Genomic DNA, 26,821 nt, shown 5'->3' with positions numbered 1-26,821 from the left:
TGTTCAAGAAAGCAGACGAGAGTGTAGGATAATTTCTTTATCTTCCTTTTTTAGTGTACATCATGTCATAGTACTTTTGGTAGTCACCAGAAGTTACCTCTTGAATCCAATCCTGATGTTCCAAGTTCCAGCGTATTGTCTTCACGATACCCTCTGCAAACATTGTTTCAGGATACCAACCCAACTCATTCTTAATCTTCGTTGGGTCAATAGCATAACGTGCATCATGACCAAGACGATCAGGAACATGGGTAATCAGGTCGTTATTTATCCAACTGATGTCGATATCACCATTTGCATCTTTCACCTGTTTTTTGAGGATGTTACGAAGGTTCTTATCCTCTGCCATCATGTCGTGAATAGTCTTGATCGTGAGTTTAACAATGTCGATATTCTTCATCTCGTTATGACCACCAACATTGTAAACTTCACCTTCACGACCTTCACGTACAACCATGTCGATAGCCTTACAGTGATCCTCTACATATAGCCAGTCACGAACATTCAAACCTTCGCCATAGACAGGAAGTTTCTTTCCTTCGAGGATGTTATTGATAATCAGTGGAATCAATTTCTCTGGGAAGTGGTAAGGCCCATAGTTGTTAGAACAACGAGTGATACTGATTGGCATGTGATAAGTGTCATGATAAGCCATGACGAAGTGGTCAGCACTTGTCTTGCTGGCAGAGTAGGGGCTATGTGGGCAGAGTGGAGTCTGCTCGGTGAAGTAACCTTCAGCGCCTAAAGAACCATAAACTTCGTCTGTTGATACTTGGTGATACCGCTTGCCAGCCTTCCATGTAGGATAACCCTGCTCGTCCTTACCTGTCACCCATGCACGACGTGCAGCATCCAGGAGGTTCTGAGTACCAAGGATGTTTACTGATAGGAACAACTGTGGATCTTCTATAGAACGATCAACATGACTTTCAGCTGCAAAGTTTACAAGATAGTCAATGTCATATTTTGCAAAGAGTTGGTCAGCTAATTCACGATCACGGATGTCACCTTTCACAAAGATACAACGCTCATCATCAATATCATCCTTGATTGTACCGAGGTTACCTGCATAAGTCAGTGCATCGAGGATAATAACTTTGATGTCTTCATTCACATACTTCTTATGAAGTAAATACTTAATGTAGTTAGCTCCGATGAATCCGGCAGCACCAGTTACTAAATAAGTTTTCATATCTATATTGTTTAAAATTATTATCAGTTCTAATAATCTTTATTGTAATCATTTTCTTTTATTACAATTTAGATCAGATTTTTATATGACGGCTTGTTTATTCCCTAATGTGATAACTTCGCAATCAGTCAACTTACTTCCGTCAATGGTTAATCTCACTAACGTTCTTTCTTTATGCCAACCGCGTAGCCCCGCAGCACCAGGATTTATGTGAAGTAGGTTTAGTGTCTTGTCGAATTGTATCTTGAGGATATGTGAGTGTCCATCAACAAAGAGGTTCGGGGGTGACGCATAAAGCATACTTTGTACCGAACGATCATATCGTCCAGGATAACCACCGATATGTTTTAGTAATACATCTACATCCTCACATTTAAAACGTAAGATTTCCCGGTATCGGTTACGCATAGTGTAATCATCTATATTCCCACAAACAGCACGGAAGATAGGCTTCAGAGCCTCAAACTTATCCGCAACTTCTAAGGAACCAATATCACCTGCATGCCAAATCTCATCACATTCGCCAAGATAGTATTCATATTTATTATCCCAGTATCCGTGGGTGTCAGAGATTATTCCGATTTGTTTCATTAAAAGCCTTTTCTTTTGATAAAATCTGCTATCAACTCCTTTGTCTGTTCTAAACCTAAAATACTTGCATCAATACATAGGTCATAACTTTCTGCATGTCCCCACACCTTAGTAGTGTAATAGTTGTAATATTTAGCACGCTCATTTTCACCACTTTCAATAATCTTACGTGCTTCCTGCCTCGTACATCCCTGTCGCTCACAAACATTTGTTATGCGTGTGTCCATTGAAGCTGTTATAAAGATATTGATAGTATTGGGATTATCACGTAATACATAATCAGCTGTTCTACCCACAAATACGCAACGTGGGTTCTGCTTAGCTGCTTCACGAATAGCATCACTTTGGAACTGATAAAGACTTTCCTGTGAGAAGTTACTCTTATAGAAGTTATTGTCTCCTATGAGCGGAAGATGTATGTGGAAATTTCCTTTCATAAACCCTTTCTGTTCATCGTTTTGTTCAAAGAATTTTTCAGAGAAGCCACTTTCTTTCGCTGCAAGATTTAGAATCTCACGGTCGTAGAACTGACAATCAAATTCATCAGCAAGCATTCTTGCTATGATACGACCACCGCTTCCTATTTGGCGACCAACGTTTATGATTAGTTTCTTTTTCATATTTAGATTCTTAATTTATGAGTTTGACTTTTGATTATTCACCCCTTGTCTTTTCAATCGACGCATATAGGCCATCATAATGATGGCTGCAACTAATGATGCCAAGAAGTCACTTGAAGGCAATGATGCCCATACACCATCTAATTTGAAAAATTGGGGTAGAATGATAAGAAATGGGATTAAAAAGAGTAGTTGGCGTGAGAGCGACAAGAAGATGCTTATCTTCACTTTTCCAATACACTGGAAGAAGTTAGTTACTACCATTTGGAATCCTACAATTGGGTACATCATCATGTTTATTTGAATAGCCTTAATTGCTTGGCGAATTAATTCTGGATCCTTTGTAAACATACGGGCACAGAAATATGGAGCTAAATGAGCTATTAGCCAACCCACTACCATTATTCCTATTGCAGCAAAGATAGTAAGTTTCAATACTCGCATAAGTCTATCGGTCTGCTGTGAACCATAGTTATATCCTGCAATAGGTTGCATACCTTGGTCTAAACCGATGATAAACATTACAAAAATCATAGCCACACTATAAGCTATGCCGAATGCTCCAACAGCCATATCACCACCGTATTTGACAAGTTGATTGTTCATAAAAATGACCACTATGCAAGCACATACATTCATCAAGAATGGAGAAATACCAATAGAAATAATATTTTCTACTAAATGCTTTTTTAGTCGGTAGATTCCACGTTTAAGATGTAGTATCTCATTTTTATTGGTAAACTGCTTCATCTGCCAGCATAATGCTAAAGCTTGTGACAGCACAGTTGCGAAAGCAGCGCCACGAATACCCCAGCCCCAAAGTCTAATAAAGATAAAGTCTAAAATAATATTCATCAGGACCGTAAAAATCGTTGCCATCATTGCATGACGTGGTTTTGAAGCCGCACGAAGTACAGCATTCATACCAAAATACATGTGTGAGATGACATTACCGGCCAAGATTACTTCCATGAAACTACGAGCGTATGGGATTGTGGCGTCACTAGCGCCAAAGAATCGTAAGATTGGGTCGAGGAAGATAAGGCAAATGATTCCGAAAGAACTTCCTATGATTAAATTCAGTGTTACTGTATTTCCAAGAATATTCTCAGCTGTTTCATAGTCGCGCTGACCTAGTTTCACACTGATAGTTGTTGAGGCTCCAATTCCTACTGCTGCGCCAAAGGCTGCACCAAGGTTGATAAAAGGGAAAGTAATTGCCAAGCCTGATATAGCCATTGGTCCAACAATCTGACCAATGAATATCCGATCTACAATATTATAGAGTGAGGCTGCTATCATAGCAATAATTGCAGGAAAGGCATATTGTACCAGTAATTTACCAATAGGTTTTGTGCCTAACTCTAAAGTTGCATTCTTATTGTCCATCAAAATTCTATTACTTGTCTATGAATGAATATAATTCATCCTTATACTATGCTTGCAAATGTACGAAAAAAAAATGAGAAAACCTATTTGTTATGCAATGATTTGTAGGTTAATAAAACGTGTAATAGCATTTGTCTTAATGGTTATACTAAGTTAGTCTTAATTTATCTTCATAAGGAGAAATATTTATTTTCATGAAAAAAAATATTTCTGTTCACGTAAATAAATATTTTTTTTCATGAAAATAATTTGGAAGAGAGCGTATTTGCGGAGAATAAACAAGTCTATAACTTATAAAATATATTGTTATATTTAGCTTTAATTATGACAATTAAATTGCTAATATACAGCATTTTAATTTATCAACTTATTACTCTTTAAACAAGCAACTTGTCTACTCGTAAACTTGTCTTCTCGTCAACTGGTATTCTACACAAGTTCAACCTTCTCCATGTCTTGCTCTTTATCGCAGTAATGGCATTTAAGAATACCATGTTCTTTATCAACAACGTGGAAGATAGTATTCATTGGTTCATTATTAGTGATACACTTTGGGTTATTGCATCTAACAATGCTCCGAAGCTCGTCCGGTGTCACAACCTTCTTCTTCTCTACCACTTCATAGTCATTAATGATGTTCAACACCACGTTCGGTGCCACGACCGACAAACGGGAGATTTCATCATCGGTAAAGAACTTGTCGCTCACCTTGATGATTCCCTTTGTGCCTACCATCTTCGATGAGAAGTTGAAACCAATAGTGACAGGTGTGGAGAGCTTCTGGAGCTGTAATAGGTTCACAACTTGAAAAGTCTTCTCTGCTGGAATATGATCTATAACGGTGCCGCTCTCTATGGCAGCTACCAAACGTTCTTTTTTTGACATAATGATATGAACCTCACTCCGTCTCCTTAATATGAAGGAATGCCTGACAGGGTGTTTGTGGGCAGTTTTCTTTGTTCACTCATAGGCATTATGAGTCTATTTTTATTTGTTTTGTGTCACTTCTATATAATCAAAGATATCACCTGCTGTTACAACAATGGACAACTTGCGTTCTTTGCCAGTTGTATTGGGGAGGAGAGTAATATAAAAAGTATTCTCTTTTGCTAATACATCGTACCAATCATATTGAATATGATGAAAATCTTGCTCTTTACTTAAACCATAGATGGTTGTGTCTGCAGATGTAACGCTATTAATCCATGGTCCCCTATAGTTGGTACATTTTAATTGATAAGTTCCTCCTTCTGCTGTAGCAGTAATATTTCTTGGGTCTCCTTGTCGGTTCGAAGTCCATTTCATAGGATCCCAACGACCATCTTCAGAGTTTAGTTCACAGCTGAATATGGTGGTCAAAAGCATTAGTAGCAAAGCGGCAAACGTACTCTTTTTAAATTTACTCATACTCGTAAAAATGATAAAGTTATTATTCCAAAATTGTCTTATCGTTTTTTACTTCCTCCATAGATATACCAAGGCAATGGCAGAAGATGGCTTCACGAGCGAAAAGACCATTACGAGCCTGTTCGATATAATAAGCATGTGGGCTGTCATCAACATCGTAAGCAATCTCGTTTACACGTGGAAGCGGATGAAGAATCTTCATGTTTGGACGAGCCAATGAGAGCATGTCACGACGAAGAATATAAACATTCTTCACACGCTCATATTCCATTAAGTCAGAGAAACGTTCTTTCTGAACGCGTGTCATATAGATAATATCTGCGTTAGCAATTACTTCTGGTGTGAAATCTTCATATTCTTCAAAGTGAATATTATGTTCACGACAATACACCTTATACTCCTCTGGCATAGCAAGTTCCTTTGGTGCAATAAAGTGAAACGTTGGGTTGAAATGACGCATGGCCATAAGAAGAGAATGAACTGTTCTACCATATTTAAGATCACCAACGAGATAGATGTTTAAGTTCTCTAATGTTCCTTGTGTCTGATTAATCGTATAAAGGTCGAGCAAGCATTGTGAAGGATGTTGGTGCGCACCATCACCAGCATTAATAATAGGGACTGGTGCCACTTCTGAAGCATATTGTGCTGCACCTTCTATGTAATGTCGCATAACAATAGCATCTGCATAGTTAGATACCATGAGGATGGTGTCTTTCAGAGTTTCACCTTTACTAACACTTGAAACCTTTGCATCGGTAAAGCCGATAACACGTGCACCGAGTCGGTTAGCTGCTGTTTCAAAACTAAGTCGGGTACGTGTAGAAGGCTCATAGAAGAGTGTTGCGATAACCTTACCTTTAAGTAGCTCTCGGTTTGGATGTTTCTCAAACTCCTGAGCCATCTCTATGAGATAGAGTAGTTGCTCACGATCTAACCCTTGGATATTCACAAAGTTATGCTTTCCCATATTTGTTTTGTGATGTTTTAGTTCTTTTCTGTTGGTAAAGGTACATTATTATTTTCTAATCAACGAACTATAGAATGGGAAATATCCACCTATAATAAAAAAATATCTATTTATTTTGCTTATCCATTGATTTACATTATCTTTGCATAATATTTTCACAATTATGAGAAGACACTTTGTACATTTCCTCTGGGGGACACTTCTTGCCGTATTGGGCTTGGTCTTCGTATTCTTCATCTCTGTATGGAACGGATGGGTAGGGTACATGCCTGATATGGATGAATTGTCTAACCCTATAGATAAGTTTGCTTCGCAAGTCTATTCTTCAGATCAGCAACTTATCGGTACTTGGAACGCAGATAACAATAATCGTGTGGCAATCGACTATAATGGACTATCGCCACATCTTGTACATGCGCTTGTTGCTACAGAAGATGAACGCTTCTATGAACATTCTGGTATTGACTTTATAGCTCTTGGACGTGCTGTTGTGAAGCGTGGCGTGATGGGAAAGGCAAGTGCTGGAGGTGGTTCAACAATCACACAGCAGCTTGCTAAACAGCTTTTTTCAGAGAAGGCACATAGCACAGTAGAACGCCTTTTGCAGAAGCCTATTGAGTGGATTATAGCCGTGAAGTTGGAACGTCACTTTACGAAAGAAGAGATTCTAGCAATGTATTTCAACTACTTTGATTTCCTACATAATGCTGTAGGAATCAAACGCGCTGCTAATGTTTATTTCGATAAAGAACCACGTAGGTTATCTGTGACAGAATCTGCTATGTTAGTGGGACTTTGTAAGAACCCTTCAATGTTCAATCCACTACGCTACCCAGAGCGTTGTTTACAGCGCCGTAATGTAGTATTGATGCAGATGGTGAAATCGGGGTATGTAACGAATGCTGAGTACAAAGAACTTTCACAGCGTCCTCTGGGACTTCATTTCACCAAACCAAAACCAGTGAGTGGTGCTGGCGACTATTTCCAGGCTTTCCTCCGTCAGTATATGATGGCTAAGAAGCCTGAGCGTGAGGATTACCAAACATGGCAGAATCGTCAGTTTGTACTTGATTCTATCGCTTGGGAGCAGGACCCTCTTTATGGTTGGTGTAATAAAAATACAAAACGAAATGGCGAACCTTATAACGTGAATACTGATGGGCTGCGTATTTATACAACCCTTGATACGCGTATGCAACAGTATGCAGAAGAGTCTGTTCGCAAGCATGTGGGTGGATACTTGCAGTCACAGTTCAACCTTGCGATGCGTTTTAAGAAGAATGCACCATTCTCATCGAATATTTCTCGTCGTACGATAAAAGAGATTTTGAATCGTTCATGTCGTCAGACTGTACGCTATCGTCGTCTGAAAGAGCAAGGGGCTACACCTGAAGAGATCAAACGTAGTTTCCGTACACCTCATGAGATGACACTTTTCACTTACCATGGTGATATAGATACGGTGATGACGCCTATCGATTCGATACGTTATTATAAGTCGTTCCTTCGTTCTGCCTTTGTGAGTATGGATCCACAAACAGGAGCTGTTAAGGCTTACGTAGGTGATATAGATTATCAGCACTTTAAGTATGATGTTGTGATGGGGGGACGTCGTCAGGTTGGTTCAACAATCAAACCATTCCTCTATGCACTTGCTATGCAGAATGGTATGACTCCTTGTACGCTCGCTCCAAACGTACAGCGTACCTATGGCGGATGGACACCTCGTAATGGCTCTCGTGCCCGTTATGGTCAAGAAGTCCCTTTACGATGGGGTTTACAACAGTCTAATAACTGGATATCAGCTTATCTGATTAATCTTCTCGGTCCTTCTCAGTTTGTAAATATTCTGCATGACTTCGGATTGAACAATCCAGATATTGATAAGAACACAAGTCCTGTGTTATGTCTTGGACCTTGTGAAGCTTCCGTTGGAGAGATGGTAAGTGCTTACACTACTTTTGCTAATGGAGGTATTCGTTGTGCTCCGCTCTTTGTAACAAAGATTGAAGATAGTCATGGTAACGTCATAGCTAAGTTCCAACCATTGATGACAGAGGTTATCTCAGAGGTTAGCTCTTATCAAATGATTGATATGTTGCGGGCAGTTATTCAAGGTGGTACCGGTAGTCGTTTGCGTTATGCTTACCACCTAACGGCTGATATTGGTGGAAAGACGGGTACAACAAATAATAACTCGGATGGATGGTTTATGGGTATTACCCCAGAGCTTGTCAGTGGCTGTTGGGTAGGGGGTGAGGATCGTGATATCCATTTCGATCATACTTCAATCGGACAAGGTGCTACAACAGCACTTCCAGTATGGGCTTACTTTATGCAACGTGTCTATGCTGACAAGCGATTAGGTTACAACCAAGGTAAGAAGTTTGCTATTCCTGCTAAGTTTAACCCTTGTCAGACAGCTGACACTATCAATGTAAATGGCATACAAGAAGAGTACTTTTAAACAGGTGATGGGTATTGAATGTTGGATGATGATGTGCACTTTATTCGGTGTTAGGCGTTGAACGTCGGATGATGATGTGTAGCTTTGTAGGATGTTAGGTGTTGAATGTTGAGTGATAATGTTCTCCAGTGTATTCTACTTCCTCTTAGTAATCTCATCGAAGATTTACATTGTCACTGATATTTTGAAGGAATCTAAAGGTGTTCTAAAAGTGCTAGCAGCCTGCACGCTACGGCTTCTGTAGCTCATTTTGCTGTCGGCATCTCAATGTAATATCATTTACCTCGGTACACTTCTGTGACTCTGTGAGTACTTTCTTAAACCCTATAAATTCTCGGTATAAAATTCATTACTTCATAATCGGAAAGGCTAGAAGAGTATCTATGTCAATTAGCCGACTCGTTTTAATGAACAATTGATAAATTTAAGTTACTATTATTTTTGTCACTTGTAGTAGGTGCGTAACTCGTTGTGTTACAACATAAAATATTAGATATTAAAACTGACAGACACTTAGAAGGCTCTATAACGCATTGTATGGGGTGGGTATTGATATTCCATACGTGTGGTGCTGGTGCTTAGCACAAATGGTGCGGATGGTATGCACCACATGTGCGGATGGTTAATATTATTGCTGTATATGGAAGGGTAGGGATTTAATGTGAGTTTAGCGTATTAAAACTAAAGTCAATTTGGAGTTGGCGGCTATACTTTTTGACAATATTTTTAGGCTCTATGACGAATTACCCATATGATTCTTTGTAGAGCCACTTAGAATAAAGCTCTCTTTTGTATTATGTGAAACTTTCTGTCTGCTTTTGGAGGCTTGGTTATTCCAAAGTTTTGGAGGGGGTATCATTAACTTATTGTGTAATTCATCTCCCTATTTCCTACTACAGAATGAAACTATATTTTTGTCATGTGGTATCCCATACGTTTCAACTGCATGGCAGCACCCATATAGTAAAGTTGGTGGAGTACAGCAACATAAGCTTGGAAGGCATTACGGCTACCCGGTTCAATTGGTAAATGACGAAGCAGATTATTTGTGCGAGCCGCACATTTTGCTACGATATCTGATATTTCTTTTCTTTCATTGGGACTAAGGAGAAGTACTTTTTCGCAGATATAGTCATCCATGTGATCGAAGTCAATTCGTTCACGCAAGTAGGTATAGAGGTTTTCCACCTTATTATATAGCTCCCAATCCTCATCCCAGTATTTAGCTAAGGCCATACCAATATACATCATCCAGCCAAGTGAGACAGTAGGGTAGGTAGCAAACTCTCGCATGCCATCGGGAAGATAGGCTTCAGCAATAGTCACCCATTTTTCTTCCAAATCGGGTGTGTCAGGTAACATCTTGTCTATTAGGTCTTTCTCCTGTAGATATGTAGCTAAATCTTCTTTGAATTTTTCCTCGAATGGATACCTTAATTGTTCGTCTTGCATAATGATAAGTTTTAATTATTGAATACTTATTTCTTCTTTTAGCATAAGACTATTCTACCAACTTTTTCTTTACTTCAGCAAGTGCAGCAACCCAATTGGTATCAAGAGAGAACTGTGTAAGGTAGTCATCGCTATTGAAATATACCAAGACAAGACTCTTGTCGGGGTCATTGTAGAGCGGATGGTTGATACTTGCATCACGGAATATCTTGAAAATTTGTTCTTTTCTTTTTTGTTTGTCTGAACGTGTGTATTCTTTTGTGAAGAGGTTGACATACTCATGCATGTAATAAGCCATGGAGTCAAGTTGAGCATTGAGATGTACAATTTCTTTATTAGATAGATGCTTTGTCGTATCAACGATAGCCATCAGTGTACGCATATTTAGATAGGTGATTGCATCTACTTTAAATGAAGCTGCTTTGCGAACATTTATATCTTCATTCCTATCCGTTGCAATCTTGTATGCATTTGTATAGAGTTGTTTAGAGACTCGCTCCTGCTGTGCATTTGCTGTAAATACAGATACAAGAAGAAATGAAATTGTTATAATCTTATATTTCATACGTTCTATTTTAATTCCATGTGTTGTTTTAATTTCTTTTGTTATTATAGATTTTTTGGATTTAATTATTGATGTTCTATGTAAGTCAATGAAACTGTTTCAACGCTTATTTATCTCACTCTGTCAGCATTCTTTCGTGCAAAGTCTTTCCAAGAGCCATAATGTTTAGTGTCAGTTGCTGGACGGCTCATCTGTAGAAAATGACAATAAGCAGCAGCAACAGCATCAGTAGCATCCATAAAGTGAGGCATTTGATCATCACGTAGGTGTAGAAGCTTTTGTAGCATACCAGCCACTTGTCCCTTTGATGCAGAACCATTGCCTGTGATTGCCATTTTTATTTTTAACGGTGCATACTCTTGGATTGGTACATCATGGTTGATTGCTGCCGCTATAGCAACACCTTGTGCACGTCCTAGTTTCAGCATGGATTGAACATTCTTTCCAAAGAAAGGAGCTTCAATAGCAACTTCATCGGGTAAGTATTCGTCGATGATTCCTGTTACGCGCTCGAATATCCTTCCTAATCTGAGATACACATCACTCTCCTTGCGCATGTCAATAACACCCATAACAACAAGTTCAGCTTTGTTCCCACAGACACGCAAGACACCATACCCCATGACATTTGTGCCAGGGTCAATACCGAGTAGTATCTTTTCAGGTCCTGAACTTTCTGTTTTCATTTTATGGGTTTATTTGTTTTAACGATCCATGTATGGATTATGAGCAAGTTCGAAGCCTATAGAAGTCTGTGGACCATGGCCTGGATAGACAACTGTGGCATCAGGTAATTGTGCTAGTTCTCGAAGGCTACTGATAATCTGGAACATATTTCCCCCGGGGAAATCAGTACGTCCAATACTACCCTTGAACAGTGTGTCGCCAGAGAAGAGGACATTTTCTTCTGCACAATAGAAACACACAGAACCACCCGAATGTCCTGGCGTATGCATCACTTTGAAGGTATGAGAACCAAAAGATATAGTCTTATTCTCTCCAAGCTTTAAATCACCGGCAGGTAAATCATAGTCGAGAACCATACCCAACATTTGTGCTGCGGCCTGCTTTGGGTTGTTCATAAAGACAGCATCGTTCTCTTCAACTTCAGGTAGAAGGTTGAAAGCTGTCAGAAGTGCTGCGTCTCCAAAGTGATGGTCAAGGTGTCCATGCGTCCCAAGATTATGTACAGGGCTTAGTTCTTCTTTTTTGATATAATCAATGATTGTTTTTTGTTCGCTTGTAGTTAATGCTCCGCAATCAATGATAACACATTCCTTTGTCTCGTCACTGACGACGTAACAGTTCTCTTGGAGAGGGTTTACCTGAAAAGTCTGGATGTTAAGCATAAATGTAAACTGTGAGTTAGATGGTTGATAATGATGTGATAATATGGGGAAAGTTATACGGGTACGTAAATTAGGTATTTCTCCTTAAACCACTCTTCATCAAACCATTGTGATAGTTCTGTCTTATCAGCTATATTCTTGTATGGTCTCAGTTCTTCATCAAGGTTACCACCTTTTAAAACAATTACGCCATTTGGCAAGACGTTATGTTGATCTGATGCAATATTCTTTTTGACAATCTTCATCAAATCAGAAAGTGGCATAACCGCACGTGACACGATGAAGTCAAACTTACCTTTTTCTTCTTCTCCACGTAAGTGAGCTGGGAGAACATTATCAAGACCGATTGCGTGAGCTACTTCTTGAGCTACTCTTACTTTCTTTCCTGTGCCATCAATGAGTTTGAAGTTAGCTTCCGGAAAGAGAATAGCAAGTGGAATACCCGGAAAGCCCCCACCAGTACCAAAGTCAAGAACATTTGTACCTTCACGGAAATTTATTCGCTTAGCAATCGCCAATGAGTGGAGGATGTGATGTTCATAGAGATTATCAATGTCTTTGCGAGAGATAACATTGATTTTTGCATTCCAATCGTGATACAATGTATCAAGAGCGGCAAATTGTTCTTCCTGTTTGGGAGTAAGATGAGGAAAGTATTTCTTTATTATTTCAATCATAATCTTTTGTGTATTGGGATTGGTGGATACTAGATAGAGTGAAATGCCTTCTTTAATTATCAATCGACACTCTAACTTCATTCTGATTAATTTCACCAGGTGTATAGATAAACACTGTCGAATCATCAGTGAGGATAAAGTTTTCTGCTGGGTAGGGGGGTATTCCTACAAAGTAACCTCTTGTTTGTAAGCCTACTATATCGTCATTTTCAAGCTTCTCTTTATCGGCTAAACGTTTAATTATTTCTTTTGTTAATTGTTCTTTGTAGTCATCACCGAATTGTTCCTGTAGTGTGACTAGATGTCCATTTTGAGAATTAAAGTTACGTACAATCGTATATTTGGTTTGTTGTCCGTTACCATTGTTGATGGCTATATGAGATAGTGCAGTAATGTAGTTGCCCATAGCAGCTTTTAATTCCGTTTTAATCGTTAATTCACCAATGAGTTTGCTCTTATCTTTCTCTTTTTGACGAATAAGCTGTGCAATGTCCATATAATCCTTAATGTATTGACGAACAAAAGCAGGAATAGCTGTTTGAGGAGCAAGCTTTTCGCTGTTGATTGAGAAATAGTCGGGTTGTAAAAGCCCCATTCTTAGTAGTGAATCGTTTATGGCGTCATACTTATTTCCTTTCAGATAGGTAAAATCAATATGAACATGACATTGTATTGCATCCGAAAGACGTGCTATGGTGTCAACAGAAACCACAGCTGTTTGTACATCCAACTTTTTTGGCGTAGTAGCCTTATGCCCACAACTACTCAAAAAGAGAAATAGAATCGCCGAAAAGGCAAACGTTGTAAATAACTTCTTTATCATATACAATCGACAAAGTTACGAAAAGTTTTTGTAACTTTGCATAATATAGATAATAACAATAATTAATTAAGGATAGAATGGTAAAAGCTTGTTTGTTTGATTTAGATGGTGTCGTGTTTGATACAGAACCCATATATACGAAGTTTTGGCATAATGTTGGTCTAAAATATTGTCCTACTATACCTAATTTTGCTCATGATATAAAAGGACAAACATTGGTGCAGATCTATGATAAATACTTCGCTGGGGAACTAGATAAGCAAGAAGAAATTACCAAAGAATTGAATGAATTTGAACATAACATGCCTTTCATTTATATTACTGGTTTTGAATATTTTATAAAAAATATCAGAAGTAAAGGTATAAAGACTGCAGTTGTCACAAGTTCTAACCTTGAGAAGATGCAGAATGTTTATAAGAAACATCCAGAGTTCAAAGACTATTTCGATGAAATTCTCACTTCAGAAGATTTTGAAGAAAGCAAACCATCACCAGATTGTTATCTCAAAGCGGCCGCACGTTTTGATGTATCACCCCAAGAGTGCGTTGTCTTTGAAGATAGTTTCAATGGTTTACGCTCAGGTATAGCATCAAGAGCACGTGTAATAGGTCTTGCAACTACCAACTCTATATCTGAATTAAAGCCTTTTACAAAGGAAGTAATTTTTAATTATAAGGGTTTTACTTTGTTAGACCATTAAAAAGAAGTAACTTTGCAGCCCAAAACAAAAAGCAAAGGTATAGATTATTGAAATACGTATAGAAAGTTATGCGCTTTGAACGATAAAAGTGAATATGGGATATTTAACAACGGATAAGAAGAAAGTAACTGCGAAGACATTATTGGAAATGAAGGCGACAGGTGAGAAGATTACTCAAATGACTGCTTATGATTTCACAACAGCAGCTATTATTGATGCTGCAGGGATAGATAGTATTCTTGTTGGCGACTCTGCGTCTAACGTGATGGCAGGTAATCAGGATACTACACCTGTTACAGTTGATCAGATGATTTATCACGCGCGTTCTGTTGTACGTGCCTGTCAGCGTTGTCTTGTTGTTTGTGATATGCCATTTGGCTCATATCAGGTCAGCCGAGAGGAAGGAATTCGTAACGCTATCCGTATTATAAAAGAGACAGGTGCTAGTGCAATTAAAATGGAGGGAGGTAAAGAGATTGCAGATACAATTAAAGGAATTGTTGATGCAGGTATACCTGTTATTGGTCATCTCGGACTTACTCCGCAAAGTATTCATAAGTTTGGTGGTTATGGACTTCGAGCAAAAGATAATGCAGAAGCTGAAAAACTTATAGAAGACGCACTTGCACTTGACGCAGTTGGGGTTAGTGCCATTACCCTTGAAAAGGTACCTGCAGCATTGGCTACAAAAGTCACTTCAATGGTTAAAGCTGCCACCATAGGTATAGGTGCAGGTAATGGAACAGATGGTCAGGTACTTGTCTATGCAGATGCTCTTGGAATGACAGATGGATTCAAACCTAAGTTCCTTCGTCAATTTGCAAATGTCAAAAAGTGTATGACGGAGGGTGTGCAAGAGTATATCAAGTGTGTAAAGGATACGAGCTTCCCTTCTGAAACAGAGTCGTATTAAAGTTTGTTGATGTGAAAACCTACAAGTTTAAGAGCAGATTCATTTATATCATCTAAATAGAGAGACAATTGGATTGTACAAGTATAATTCGTTTGCTTTACATAATTCAATATTATAACTCATAACAATTAAATTCAGGTTAAAATAAAAATGGACACTCAAAATATACCTATTCACGTTCGATTGTGGAATAAGCATTTTTGGTTGTTGGCGATGGCTAATCTCCTATTAGTTATGTCTTCTTATATGCTTGTTGCTACCATGCCCATGCGTATGATTGATAGGGGGTATTCAATGTTTCAGATTGCTTTGGTAATGGGTGTCTTCTTTATAGGAATTTATCTTTTTGGTAGTCTTTCAGGTTATCTTGTTCAACGCTTTCGTCGCAAAAACGTCTTCAATGTCTCAACTTTATTGTTGTTGGCTGTCACAGGTGTACTATATTATTTGACCAATCTCCCATATCATTCCTTTGATTATTCATTGCTCGTATTACTTCGTTTTGTACAAGGTGCATTCTATGGATTGTCACAACTGGTACTTCTTAGTACATTAATTATCGATACGGTAGAGGCAGTTCATCGAACAGAAGCAAATCATACAGCTACATGGTTTGGACGTTTTGCAATTTCACTAGGACCCTTAGCAGGTATCATGGTGTATAAGACTATGAGTTTTCCTTCGGTGATTCTTTTGTCTTGTATCTTTTTGGGCATCTCTTTTGTGTTTGTCAACTTAATAAGATTTCCATTTCGTATGCCAAGTGAGGACTTTTCTCGTTTTTCATGCGATCGTTTTCTCTTGAAAGGAAGTCATTGGCTTTTTGTTAATGTAGCCCTTATTACGACAGTTCTCGGAGTCCTATTAAGCATAGAGCATTCACCACGCTTTTATGGAATGTTAATGGTAGGCTTTGTTATAGCCATCCTCGCTGAGCGTTTTGTCTTTGCTGATGCTGATCTACGCAGCGAAGCGACAACAGGGATGATAGTGATTGGAATTGCAATACTACTCATGATTAATCGTAATCAGGAAAGCGTTAGTTATGTCGTTCCAATTCTTATTGGTTTAGGAGTAGGATTAATAGGTAGTCGATTCTTGCTATTTTTTATTAAAATGTCTGATCATTGCCAACGTGGAACCAGCCAAAGTACGTTTTTACTAGCATGGGAGACTGGAATTGGTGCAGGATTGTTCCTTTCGTATGGTTTATTTAATATGGAGCAACCGCTTATCTTGTGGGTATGCCTTGGAGTCTTGGCTGTTTCGTTGATATTGTATGATACATTCATCCATAGTTGGTACGTAAAACATAAGCATCGGTAATTTCTACTAAAAATCACCATCGATAGCCGCTTGTAAACCTGCATACCAAACTGTATTGTGGGAAAATGCCAAGTGTAAATAAAAAATATCGGCAGAGTAAACAAGTATTTCTTAAGATGTAAGTGATGCTTGTTTGCTCTTTTAATAGTGATGATCTATTCCATATTGTATAATGTCAATACTTGTTGTGTTTACTATTCACCATTCACCGTTCACCTTTTTGATGCTAAGCACCTGTACATCTTTATAAGACAATTAGAGAGTTGTTTATAAGCCATTGTTGAGAATTTAACTAACTTGTATGAGAAATAATCGTTGAAAAACACTAATTTACATTGTGATGTAAAGCAAATTTGCTTTTTCGTCAACTTTTTATTATCTTTGCAACAAATTAGCTAATTATATGGGATTATTCGATTTATTCGGAAAAAAGAAGAAGGAAACGCTTGACAAAGGTCTTGAGAAGACAAAAGTAAATGTGTTCTCAAAATTGGCGCGTGCAGTGGCTGGGAAGTCAAAGGTTGATGACGAGGTTTTAGACGATCTTGAAGAAATACTCGTTACATCTGATGTTGGTGTTGACACAACCATAAAGATTATCCGTCGTATTGAGGAGCGCGTTTCTCGAGATAAGTATGTATCTACAAGCGAACTAAATGGAATTCTAAAGAGTGAGATAACAGCATTACTTACGGAAAATAATACTGGCGATAATGGAGAGTGGACACTCCCAGAGGAAACACATCCATACGTAATTCTTGTTGTCGGTGTAAATGGAGTTGGTAAGACCACAACGATTGGTAAACTTGCTTGGCAGTTTAAGCAGGCTGGAAAGAAGGTTTATCTTGGTGCTGCCGATACATTCCGTGCTGCTGCTGTTGAGCAAATTCAGATTTGGGGTGACCGTGTTGGTGTACCAGTTATAAAACAGCAGATGGGAGCTGACCCTGCGAGTGTGGCATTTGATACGTTGCAGAGTGCCAAAGCAAATGGAGCAGATGTTGTAATTATCGATACGGCTGGTCGCCTACATAACAAGATAGGCTTGATGAATGAGCTGAAGAAGATTAAGGATGTAATGAAGAAGGTTGTTCCTGAGGCTCCACATGAAGTTTTATTGGTACTTGATGGAAGTACAGGACAGAACGCTTTTGAACAGGCACGCCAATTTGCTGCAGTAACACAGATCACCTCACTTGCCATCACGAAACTCGATGGTACAGCTAAAGGTGGAGTTGTGATAGGTATTAGCGACCAACTGAAGGTCCCAGTAAAATATATAGGTTTAGGTGAAGGTATGGAAGATCTGCAACTCTTTGATAAAGTGCAGTTTGTAGATAGCCTATTTAAATAGAGTGTTGGGTGTTGAATGTTGGGTGTTGATGAATTGATATTACATTCTATTTATGCAATTCATTAACATTTAACACCTATCACCAAACAAAGAGCGAATGAAGAAAAATCAGATAGATATTGTAACCATGGGCTGCTCAAAGAATCTTGTAGATTCAGAGCTGCTGATGAAACAATTCGAAGAAAATGGCTTTCATTGCACGCATGATGCAGAACGTCCGCAAGGTGAGATTGCGGTTATCAATACATGCGGTTTTATCGAAACAGCAAAGGAAGAAAGCATCAATACGATTCTTGAATTTATTAATAGAAAGAAAAACGGACAGCTTAATAAACTTTATGTTATGGGCTGTCTTTCGCAAAGATATAAAGATGAACTTGAAGCAGAACTACCAGAAGTGGATAAGTTCTATGGAAAATTCAATTATAAGCAATTACTAAATGAGCTAGGGAAGGCTGATGTTCCTGCATGTAATGGCGTTAGACATCTGACGACACCACGGCATTACGCCTATGTGAAGATTGCTGAAGGATGTGATCGTCATTGTGCGTATTGTGCAATTCCATTGATTACAGGTCGTCATCATTCGCGTCCTATAGAGGATGTGTTGGAAGAAGTGCGAAGACTTGTAGGGCAAGGGGTGAAAGAGTTTCAGATTATTGAGCAAGAGTTGACTTACTATGGTGTAGATCTCGATGGTAAGCACCATATCACTGAACTAATCTCAAGGATGGCAGATATTAAAGGAGTAGAATGGATTCGCCTTCATTATGCTTATCCCAACCAATTCCCCCTTGATCTTCTCGATGTAATCGCAGAAAAACCAAATGTTTGTAAATATTTAGATATTGCATTTCAGCATATTTCTGACCACATGCTTAATCGTATGCGTCGTCATGTTAGCAAGCAAGAAACGCTTTATTTGATAGCTGAAATACGTCGTCGTGTTCCTGGCATACATCTTCGCACAACTCTTCTTGTTGGTTTTCCAGGAGAGACTGATGAGGACTTTGAAGAGTTAAAAGACTTTGTTACTAAAGCCCGCTTTGAACGTATGGGAGCCTTTTCTTATTCTGAAGAAGAAGGGACCTATAGTGCTAATCATTACGAGGATGATGTTCCAGAGGAAGTGAAGCAGGCTCGTTTGGATGAATTGATGGCTATTCAGCAAGGAATCTCTGAGGAATTAGAAGCCGAAAAGGTTGGTAAGATATTTAAGGTTATTATTGATCGAAAAGAAGGTGAGTACTATGTTGGTCGAACAGAGTTCTGTTCACCAGAGGTTGACCCAGAAGTACTGATTCCATCGAAGGAGATGGTTTTACGAGTTGGTAACTTCTATGATGTTCGTATCACAGACTCCGATGAATTTGATCTTTTTGGTGAGGTTGTTAAGTGATAGTTTGTAGTTCATAATATTGAATTATAAATTAAAACTTAGAATTAATTTGATTATAGATTCTGAATTTTTGAATAAAAGGAGAGAACAGAATGAATAATAAGGAATTCATTGCAGCATTAGCAGTAAAAACTGGATATACACAGGATGAAAGTCAGAAGATGGTTAAAACCGTTATTGACTTGATGGGTAAATCCTTTGAAGCAGGCGACCCTGTTCCTGTTGTTGGTTTTGGGACGTTTGAAGTGAAGAAACGTATGGAGCGTGTGATGGTTAATCCTTCAACAGGTTTGCGTATGCTGGTTCCTCCAAAGTTAGTTCTTAATTTCAAACCAGCTGCGACAATTAAAGGACACGTAAGAAAGGGAGGACAAGAAAATGGCTAAGACAATAATACAACAGATAACAAATGCGTTAGCTAAGCAATACAATCTCTCTGCTGCAGAAGCGACAGCTTTTGTTGATGCCATTTTCAATATAATAAGCTCTGAACTTAAAAGTGGTAATCAAGTAAAGATTAAAGGACTGGGAACTTTTAAGGTTCAAGCAGTTAAGCCTCGTGAGAGCGTTAATGTTAATACGGGTGAGCGTGTGCTAATAGAAGGGCATGACAAAATAAGTTTTACTCCTGATATCGTGATGAAAGAACTTGTAAATAAGCCTTTCTCTCAGTTCGAAACAGTTGTTATCAATGATGGTGTTGATACGGAGGAGTTAGAGCGTGTTCCTGCCGAAGAAATTTCTGATGAAGTTAAGATAACGGAAGTCAATGAGCTTTCTACTGTCATTAGTTCTGATAAAGAACAAAATGTGCTTGGCAAGAAAGATAAAATTAGGGTTGAAATCTCTGAAGTACAGAAAAAAGAAACTATAACTGAGAAGGAAGATAAGGCTGAAATCATCTCTGTAAAAGAAGAACCCGTTGTTGAGATTGAAAAGAATCCTGAGCGAAACAACCAGTCTATTGATGATACAGAATCGCTATCTTCTACAGAGAAACAGGTGAATTCAGAATCACTAGTGGAATCTTCTATAACAAATAATGTTGAAGAGAAGTTGCAAGGTCAATCTAAAAAGGAAGAAGATGGAGTCGTAGAGTGCGATATTAAACCTGAAGAAGTAGCAGATACAATTGCTGTGGTTCCTGAAGAAAAGGTGACGCCAATAAAAGAAGATTTCATAGAAGATACTGAACGACCAAAAGCTTCAGAGCTTTGTATTTCTCCTACTGATGAAGATAATGATGTTGATGGTTCTGAAAATGGTATGCTGAAGAAGGTTGCTCTAATTGCATTTATAGTAATAGTATGTCTTGGCGTCTTTCTTTGGTTGCGAATGGGTAGTACTAAATCTCAGAAGAATTCAAAAGAAGTTGCTATACAGGCGAATGCTACTGATGATAATTCTTCAGTTGGAACCAAGACGATCTCTGCAGACACAACAAAAACGGCATCAGCAAGTCATAAGGATTCTGAAAAGGAAGAGGTGGCAAAAGTTGATTCTTTTGCAGCATTAAATCATGATCCACGTATTCGTTATGGTGCTTACAATATCATTGGTGTAGAACGTGTTGTTGTGTTGAAGAAAGGTCAGACGATGGAGAAGTATAGTCGTAAGACACTCGGAGCCGATATGGTTGGTTATTTCCAAGTTCTCAATGGCCGCAAAACGATGCAGGCAGGTGATACTATGAAGGTGCCAAAGGTAGAATTAAGGCCAGAGTATAGAAAGTAATTGTGTTTTAAAAATTTCAGATACAACATGGTCTTATTTGTTTCATACAAGTATTATCATATAATAAAGTCCTTAACAATTGTTTTAAGGACTTTTTTAATATAATTTAGACACTATTCTTCGCTACATACGCTTTTATGTTGTACTTTTGCGATTAATAGAATAAGAAAATAATAGTACAATAATATTAATTTGTAAGATAATGGCAGAATCTATTGATATTAGAGAGTTGAACGAACGGATAGAAAGACAGAGTTCTTTTGTAACCAACCTTACAACAGGTATGAATCAAGTCATCGTTGGACAAAGACATCTGATAGACTCTCTACTTATTTCTTTGCTTAGTGATGGACATATCCTACTTGAAGGTGTACCTGGTTTGGCTAAAACTTTAGCGATTAAGACGCTCTCACAACTTGTTGATGCACGTTATAGCCGTATTCAGTTTACCCCAGATCTTTTGCCAGCTGATGTTATTGGTACACAGATTTATTCTCAGAAGGATGAGGCTTTCCACGTAAAGAAAGGTCCTGTATTCGCAAACTTTGTTCTTGCTGATGAAATCAATCGTGCTCCAGCAAAGGTTCAGAGTGCGTTATTGGAAGCGATGCAGGAGCATCAAGTAACAATTGGTGATTCAACTTTTACACTACCTGATCCATTCCTAGTGTTGGCTACTCAAAACCCAATTGAGCAGGAGGGTACTTATATGCTTCCAGAAGCACAAGTTGATCGTTTTATGTTGAAGGTAGTTATTGATTATCCAACATTGGAAGAAGAGAAACTCGTTATCCGTGAGAATCTTCAAGAGAGTATGCCCGTTGTACATCCTGTTGTTAGTGCAACTGAAATACTTGAGGCACGTCATGTAGTTAAGGATGTATATATTGATGATAAAATCATGCAATATATTGCAGATATCGTTTTCGCTACACGTTACCCTGAACGTTACCAGTTGCCTGAACTGAAGCAAATGATAACATTTGGTGGAAGTCCACGTGCAAGTATCAATCTTGCAAAAGCAAGTTGTGCTTATGCTTTCATAAAGCATCGTGGCTACGTTGTTCCTGAAGATGTCCGTGCTGTTGCACATGATGTATTGCGTCATAGAATAGGTTTGTCATACGAAGCTGAAGCAACCGACCTTACAACGGAGAAGATTATCAGTGAGATTATTAATAAAGTCCAGGTACCTTAATCTTCACTTTTATTTTTAGACGAGTTTAAGAAGTGTTATCATCATCGTTTATGGATACAACTGAATTACTAAAGAAAGTCCGTAAGATTGAAATCAAAACTTTAGGACTAAGTCAGAATATCTTTGCAGGGCAGTATCATTCTGCCTTCAAGGGTCGTGGTATGGCTTTTTCTGAAGTACGCGAGTATCAATATGGTGATGATGTTCGTGATATTGATTGGAATGTTACAGGGCGTTTCCATCGTCCTTATGTTAAGGTTTTTGAAGAGGAACGTGAGCTAACTGTAATGTTGCTTGTAGATGTTAGCGGATCACTTGACTTTGGTACCTCGGGACAGCTCAAACGAGAAAGCGCAACGGAGATAGCAGCTACACTGGCTTTCTCTGCTATTCAAAATAACGATAAGATTGGTGTAATTTTCTTCTCAGATAATATTGAAAAGTATATAGCACCAAAGAAGGGTCGTAAGCATATTCTCTATCTTATCCGAGAGATGCTTACCTTTACTCCAAAATCTAAGAAAACGGATGTTGGAGTAAGTCTTGAATACCTCAATAAGGTTATGAAACGCCGTTGTACTGCTTTTGTCATCAGTGACTTTTATACGCGTAAGGATTTTAGTCATGAACTTCGAATTGCAAATAAGAAACATGATGTTGTTGCAATTCAAGTCTATGATCCTCGAGCAAAAGAAATGCCTGATGTTGGTTTAATGAAGGTTCTAGATGCTGAAACAGGTCATGAAATGTATATCGATACACATGACGTACGTATACGGCAAGTGCATAATAAATATTGGGAAGAACGTGAATTGCGTTTGCATGATATGTTAAGTCAGAGTCATGTAGATAGTGTGGCTATAGCAACCGACGTCGACTATGTACAGAAGTTGATGACGTTGTTTTCAAAGAGAAATCGATGAAAAAATATATCGTTATATTTATAATGCTTATCCTGGCTGTTGTAGGTCATGCACAGGTACAGGTAACGGCAAGTGTGGATTCTGCTAAGATTTTGATCGGAGGACGTTCACACTATTTCATTACTGTGTATGCACCAAAGGGGACAAAGATCTCATTTCCAAATTATAATGAGAAAAAAGAGATTGTTCCAAATATAGAAGTGCTTAATGCTAAGTCAGATACAACTGATGCATATGATAAGGTAAGAATAAGACGTATATATACTATTACTGGTTGGGATGCTAAGCGTTATACCATTCCAACGCAGAAAGTTATCGTAGATGGTGTATCGAAGATGACAGGAGAGGTAGAGATGGAAGTTCAAGCTGTCCCCATAGACACATTGAAGAATACTCCTATGCCTCCTGATGATATCCAAAAAGTTCCGTTCATGTGGAGTGAATGGATTCCAGTGATTTTGTTATCGATATTCGCGCTACTATTGATTGGTATAGCTTTTTATCTTTATAGAACCCTTCTTCATAAGAGACATAGTTGGACATCTAAGAAGGTTCATGTCCTATCCTACTATGAGCAGGCAAAACATGATCTGTCTGAGATAGCTGCTAATAAAATGTTATATCAGGAGCAAAAGGATTATTATACGGATGTGACGAATGTTCTTAGAAACTATATCTCACAACGTTACAATATCAATGCTTTAGAAATGACTTCTCATGATATATTAGATAGCATGAAAGATGTGTGCGATGCTTCTGATGTTAATGACTTAAGGGTAGTATTCAATGCGGTTGATCTTGTTAAGTTCGCCAAATATTCAACTAATGCGACTGACATGGATTATTATTTTGATAGCATTGAACGCTTTATAGATAAAACAAAAAATGATGAGCCTGCAGCAGTTGTCGTTGAACCTAAGGAGGATATGAAAGATAATCGTTCACGTAAGATGATAAAGCTTTCGATAGGATTGCTCGTTGTTGCATCCATAGCTTTACTTCTTTATGTAGCATCCGAAACCTATGCACTGTTGATGTGATTTAAATAGTAGAATAGAAATGGAATTTGCCAATAGTGGATATCTCCTTTTACTGCTCTTACTTATACCATATCTATTATGGTATTTTCTTCGTGGTAAAGGAAAAGAACCAACCATGAGGATGAGTGATACCTTCGCTTATCAACATGCACCAAAAAGTTGGAAGGTGAGACTGATTCATCTCCCGATGACTTTGCGTTGTATTGTTTATGCTTTAGTAGTAATAGTACTGGCTCGTCCACAAACACACAATGCTTGGGATAATAAGGATACCGAAGGTATTGACATAATGTTAACTATGGATGTTTCAGCAAGTATGTTAACGGAGGATGTTTTTCCTAATCGTTTGGAAGTAGCAAAGGAAGTAGCATCCGAATTTATCAGTAGCCGACCAAGTGACAACATAGGCTTGACAATCTTTGCTGGTGAGGCCTTTACACAATGTCCAATGACCCTTGATCATGCAACATTGTTGAATCTCCTTCATAATGTTCGGACGAATTTGGTAACAAACGGCTTGATCCAGGATGGTACTGCTATCGGTATGGGATTAGCCAACTCTGTGAGTCGTCTGAAAGATTCTAAGGCTAAGAGTAAGGTCGTTATCTTATTAACGGACGGAAGCAATAATGTGGGTTCCATCTCCCCAATGACGGCTGCTACAATTGCTAAGAAGTTTGGAATACGAGTTTATACGATTGGTTTGGGTAGGGAGACAGGTGAAGACATTGGTGCTATTGATTATCAAACGTTGCAAGATATTGCTATATTAACGAATGGTGAGTTCTATAGAGCACAAAGTCAAGCAGAGCTATCAAAAATTTATCAAGATATTGATAAACTTGAGAAGACTAAGATGAGTCTTAAATCATACGGCCATTTACATGAAGCTTATATGCCTTTTGCATGGTTGGCTTTATTACTCTTCTGTTTTGAGTTAATACTTCGTTGGACAGTCTTTAGACGATTGCCATAAGGGGTCAACCCACCATCTAGAATTAGGTTTACTTGTTTAACAAGATTAGTTGAAGAATGTTTAGATTTGATAATCCCATATATTTGTGGTTGTTATTACTGATACCCTTATCAGTAATTATATACCTACATTCTGTTCGCTTGCACAAGCGACGAATGATAAGGTTTGGGGATCCAACACTTGTACATCAGCTTTCTCCTATGATTAGTCGTAAGAGGGAGTGGGTTAAATTCGTATTAATGGAAATGGGGTTGTTGCTTCTTATCCTTATAGTTGCTCGTCCTCAGGTTGGTAGTAAAATTGCTTCGAACAAAGAAAGAGAAGGCATAGAGACTATTATAGCACTTGATATAAGTAATTCAATGTTGGCTGAAGATGTTGCTCCTTCACGTCTGGAGAAGAGTAAGCTGTTGGTTGAGAATTTGATGGATAAATTCAGTGAGGACAAGATAGGCTTAATAGTATTTGCGGGTGATGCCTTTGTTCAACTCCCTATAACAAGTGACTATGTTTCAGCTAAAATGTTTTTGGATAATATCAATCCTTCTTTAATTGGGACGCAAGGAACAGATATAGGCAAAGCACTTCAGCTTTCTATGAATAGTTTCACTCCAAACTCTAAGGTTGGCAAGGCTATCATCTTGATTACTGATGGTGAAGATAATGAAGGTGGTGCCGAAGATATGGCAAAACAGGCTTATAGTAAAGGAATAAAAGTCTTTATATTAGGTATAGGTTCAAAAGAAGGAGCTCCGATTCCTATGCCTGATGGCAGTGAATTAAAGACCTTAAATGGCGAACTTGTGAAGACTCGTCTTAATGAAGAGATGTGCAAGCAGATTGCTACAGCAGGTCATGGAGTATATGTTCATGTCAATAATAATAGTACAGCAGATGCAGTCTTGACCAGAGAACTTAGCAAACTACAGAAAGGTAAAATAAACAATGTTGTTTATAGTGACTTCGATGAGCAGTTCCAAGCATTAGCATTACTTGCTGTCATTCTATTGATTGCAGATGTCTTGTTACTTGAAAGAAAAAGACGTTGGTAAGAATATGGTAAAACGACTTTATATCATAATATGTATGTTGTTGATGTTTGTTAGCGGTTATGCACAGACATCAAATCAGTTCATTAGAGAAGGAAATAAACTTTTTTCTTCAAAGAACTATGCACAAGCGGAGATACTTTATCGTAAGGCTGTTGATAAAGATCCAAATAATGCAATTGCCAATTATAATTTGGGTAGATGTTTACAGCAACAGAAGAAGAATGATGAAGCTAAAAAACTCTATGAGAAAGCTGCAAAGTTAGAAAAAGATCCTCTACGGCAGTCAAGTAGTTATAATAACTTAGGAACTATTTCTCAAGGTGAGCAAGACTATTCAAAGGCTATAGAAGCATATAAAAGTGCTTTGCGTAGCAATCCTGACCATAAGAATGCTCGATATAACTTAGAATTATGCAAACGTAAGCAAAAACAGCAACAGAAAAATAAGCAATCATCAAGTAAAAATAAATCAGATAATAATAAGGACAAAAATAAAGATAAGAAGAATCAATCCAAAAATCAGAATAATAACAAAAACAATCATCAGAAGAATCAGCAACAAAAAGATAACCAAGGAATGAGTAAAGATAATGCTGAACAACTTCTCAATGCTGTTAAGCAACAAGAAAAAGAGACGCAAGAACGCTTATCTAAAGTTATGCGTCAGCCTTCTGATAAAAAACTTGATAAAAACTGGTAATTT

27 protein-coding genes are annotated in these 26,821 nt (G+C 38.1%); 14 read left to right on the top strand and 13 right to left on the bottom strand.

All coding sequences use genetic code 11. The features are described from left to right. Positions 1 to 37: 37 nt before the first annotated feature. From rfbB to pyrB, 7 genes are all read right to left on the bottom strand, one after another. On the bottom strand, positions 38 to 1,192 hold the full coding sequence (gene rfbB / locus J4856_RS02625; RefSeq protein ID WP_025837162.1) for a dTDP-glucose 4,6-dehydratase: 1,155 nt from the start codon (positions 1,190 to 1,192) through the stop codon (positions 38 to 40). 81 nt (positions 1,193 to 1,273) lie between these two features. Next, complete coding sequence (locus J4856_RS02620) at positions 1,274 to 1,783, bottom strand: metallophosphoesterase family protein (RefSeq protein ID WP_025837165.1); 510 nt, start codon at positions 1,781 to 1,783, stop codon at positions 1,274 to 1,276. Beyond that, complete coding sequence (locus tag J4856_RS02615; RefSeq protein WP_025837167.1) at positions 1,783 to 2,403, bottom strand: cytidylate kinase-like family protein; 621 nt, start codon at positions 2,401 to 2,403, stop codon at positions 1,783 to 1,785. Before J4856_RS02615 ends, J4856_RS02620 begins: the two co-directional genes overlap by 1 nt. Positions 2,404 to 2,418: 15 nt before the next feature. Then, the gene (locus J4856_RS02610) at positions 2,419 to 3,792 is read right to left on the bottom strand and encodes an MATE family efflux transporter (protein WP_025837169.1); all 1,374 of its coding nucleotides are present in this window, start codon (positions 3,790 to 3,792) and stop codon (positions 2,419 to 2,421) included. 429 nt (positions 3,793 to 4,221) lie between these two features. Next, positions 4,222 to 4,677, bottom strand: coding sequence for an aspartate carbamoyltransferase regulatory subunit (pyrI, locus tag J4856_RS02605; protein WP_025837172.1), 456 nt, complete (start codon positions 4,675 to 4,677; stop codon positions 4,222 to 4,224). Between the two features lie 102 nt (positions 4,678 to 4,779). Beyond that, positions 4,780 to 5,199, bottom strand: a complete 420-nt coding sequence (locus tag J4856_RS02600; protein ID WP_025837173.1) for a BACON domain-containing protein — start codon at positions 5,197 to 5,199, stop codon at positions 4,780 to 4,782. A gap of 22 nt (positions 5,200 to 5,221) precedes the next feature. Then, positions 5,222 to 6,169 carry an aspartate carbamoyltransferase gene (gene pyrB / locus J4856_RS02595; protein ID WP_065368062.1) on the bottom strand — a complete coding sequence of 316 codons (948 nt, stop codon included), beginning with the start codon at positions 6,167 to 6,169 and terminating at the stop codon, positions 5,222 to 5,224. 163 nt (positions 6,170 to 6,332) lie between these two features. Between pyrB and J4856_RS02590 the strand changes: the two genes are divergently transcribed. Continuing rightward, complete coding sequence (locus tag J4856_RS02590) at positions 6,333 to 8,636, top strand: transglycosylase domain-containing protein (protein ID WP_065368061.1); 2,304 nt, start codon at positions 6,333 to 6,335, stop codon at positions 8,634 to 8,636. 906 nt (positions 8,637 to 9,542) lie between these two features. Here the strand turns inward: J4856_RS02590 and J4856_RS02585 are convergent. The 6 genes from J4856_RS02585 to J4856_RS02560 all read right to left on the bottom strand — a co-directional run bounded on the left by J4856_RS02585 (position 9,543) and on the right by J4856_RS02560 (position 13,502). Beyond that, positions 9,543 to 10,088 (bottom strand): hypothetical protein, encoded by a 546-nt coding sequence (locus tag J4856_RS02585; RefSeq protein ID WP_025837176.1) that lies wholly within the window; start codon positions 10,086 to 10,088, stop codon positions 9,543 to 9,545. Between the two features lie 49 nt (positions 10,089 to 10,137). Beyond that, positions 10,138 to 10,653, bottom strand: a complete 516-nt coding sequence (locus tag J4856_RS02580) for a hypothetical protein (protein WP_025837178.1) — start codon at positions 10,651 to 10,653, stop codon at positions 10,138 to 10,140. A 110-nt stretch (positions 10,654 to 10,763) separates the two neighbouring features. Beyond that, positions 10,764 to 11,339, bottom strand: a complete 576-nt coding sequence (gene ruvC / locus J4856_RS02575; protein WP_025837179.1) for a crossover junction endodeoxyribonuclease RuvC — start codon at positions 11,337 to 11,339, stop codon at positions 10,764 to 10,766. 18 nt (positions 11,340 to 11,357) lie between these two features. Beyond that, positions 11,358 to 12,002 (bottom strand): MBL fold metallo-hydrolase, encoded by a 645-nt coding sequence (locus J4856_RS02570; protein ID WP_025837181.1) that lies wholly within the window; start codon positions 12,000 to 12,002, stop codon positions 11,358 to 11,360. Positions 12,003 to 12,055: 53 nt separating this feature from the next. Beyond that, positions 12,056 to 12,679 carry a 16S rRNA (guanine(527)-N(7))-methyltransferase RsmG gene (rsmG, locus tag J4856_RS02565; RefSeq protein WP_025837183.1) on the bottom strand — a complete coding sequence of 208 codons (624 nt, stop codon included), beginning with the start codon at positions 12,677 to 12,679 and terminating at the stop codon, positions 12,056 to 12,058. Between the two features lie 52 nt (positions 12,680 to 12,731). After that, on the bottom strand, positions 12,732 to 13,502 hold the full coding sequence (locus tag J4856_RS02560) for an RsiV family protein (RefSeq protein WP_065368060.1): 771 nt from the start codon (positions 13,500 to 13,502) through the stop codon (positions 12,732 to 12,734). Between the two features lie 77 nt (positions 13,503 to 13,579). Between J4856_RS02560 and J4856_RS02555 the strand changes: the two genes are divergently transcribed. The 13 genes from J4856_RS02555 (at position 13,580) to J4856_RS02495 (ending at position 26,818) form a co-directional block, all read left to right on the top strand. Beyond that, positions 13,580 to 14,203 (top strand): HAD family hydrolase, encoded by a 624-nt coding sequence (locus tag J4856_RS02555; RefSeq protein ID WP_065368059.1) that lies wholly within the window; start codon positions 13,580 to 13,582, stop codon positions 14,201 to 14,203. A gap of 94 nt (positions 14,204 to 14,297) precedes the next feature. Further along, positions 14,298 to 15,116: a 3-methyl-2-oxobutanoate hydroxymethyltransferase gene (gene panB / locus J4856_RS02550; protein ID WP_025837185.1), complete on the top strand. Its 819-nt coding sequence runs from the start codon at positions 14,298 to 14,300 to the stop codon at positions 15,114 to 15,116. Positions 15,117 to 15,266: 150 nt separating this feature from the next. Further along, a complete protein-coding gene (locus tag J4856_RS02545; protein ID WP_025837187.1) occupies positions 15,267 to 16,442 on the top strand; it encodes an MFS transporter in 1,176 nt (391 codons plus the stop codon). A gap of 403 nt (positions 16,443 to 16,845) precedes the next feature. Next, complete coding sequence (gene ftsY / locus J4856_RS02540; protein WP_065368058.1) at positions 16,846 to 17,796, top strand: signal recognition particle-docking protein FtsY; 951 nt, start codon at positions 16,846 to 16,848, stop codon at positions 17,794 to 17,796. A gap of 97 nt (positions 17,797 to 17,893) precedes the next feature. Continuing rightward, a complete protein-coding gene (gene rimO, locus J4856_RS02535) occupies positions 17,894 to 19,195 on the top strand; it encodes a 30S ribosomal protein S12 methylthiotransferase RimO (protein ID WP_025837189.1) in 1,302 nt (433 codons plus the stop codon). A gap of 92 nt (positions 19,196 to 19,287) precedes the next feature. After that, positions 19,288 to 19,581 (top strand): HU family DNA-binding protein, encoded by a 294-nt coding sequence (locus J4856_RS02530; protein ID WP_065368057.1) that lies wholly within the window; start codon positions 19,288 to 19,290, stop codon positions 19,579 to 19,581. Then, the gene (locus J4856_RS02525; RefSeq protein WP_065368056.1) at positions 19,574 to 20,929 is read left to right on the top strand and encodes an HU family DNA-binding protein; all 1,356 of its coding nucleotides are present in this window, start codon (positions 19,574 to 19,576) and stop codon (positions 20,927 to 20,929) included. Before J4856_RS02530 ends, J4856_RS02525 begins: the two co-directional genes overlap by 8 nt. Positions 20,930 to 21,131: 202 nt before the next feature. Further along, complete coding sequence (locus tag J4856_RS02520; protein WP_025837192.1) at positions 21,132 to 22,127, top strand: AAA family ATPase; 996 nt, start codon at positions 21,132 to 21,134, stop codon at positions 22,125 to 22,127. Positions 22,128 to 22,177: 50 nt separating this feature from the next. Further along, positions 22,178 to 23,050, top strand: coding sequence for a DUF58 domain-containing protein (locus J4856_RS02515; RefSeq protein WP_025837194.1), 873 nt, complete (start codon positions 22,178 to 22,180; stop codon positions 23,048 to 23,050). Then, complete coding sequence (locus J4856_RS02510) at positions 23,047 to 24,090, top strand: hypothetical protein (protein WP_025837196.1); 1,044 nt, start codon at positions 23,047 to 23,049, stop codon at positions 24,088 to 24,090. The genes J4856_RS02515 and J4856_RS02510 overlap by 4 nt, the downstream gene beginning before the upstream one ends. A gap of 19 nt (positions 24,091 to 24,109) precedes the next feature. Further along, positions 24,110 to 25,066 carry a vWA domain-containing protein gene (locus J4856_RS02505; RefSeq protein WP_025837198.1) on the top strand — a complete coding sequence of 319 codons (957 nt, stop codon included), beginning with the start codon at positions 24,110 to 24,112 and terminating at the stop codon, positions 25,064 to 25,066. A gap of 56 nt (positions 25,067 to 25,122) precedes the next feature. Continuing rightward, positions 25,123 to 26,118, top strand: a complete 996-nt coding sequence (locus J4856_RS02500) for a VWA domain-containing protein (protein WP_065368055.1) — start codon at positions 25,123 to 25,125, stop codon at positions 26,116 to 26,118. A 4-nt stretch (positions 26,119 to 26,122) separates the two neighbouring features. After that, positions 26,123 to 26,818, top strand: a complete 696-nt coding sequence (locus J4856_RS02495; RefSeq protein ID WP_025837200.1) for a tetratricopeptide repeat protein — start codon at positions 26,123 to 26,125, stop codon at positions 26,816 to 26,818. Positions 26,819 to 26,821 lie beyond the last annotated feature (3 nt).

Source organism: Prevotella scopos JCM 17725, from assembly GCF_018127785.1.
GTDB classification, from domain to species: domain Bacteria; phylum Bacteroidota; class Bacteroidia; order Bacteroidales; family Bacteroidaceae; genus Prevotella; species Prevotella scopos.
The sequence above is the reverse complement of the archived record's forward strand: the minus strand, read 5'-3'. Positions and strand labels throughout refer to the sequence as shown.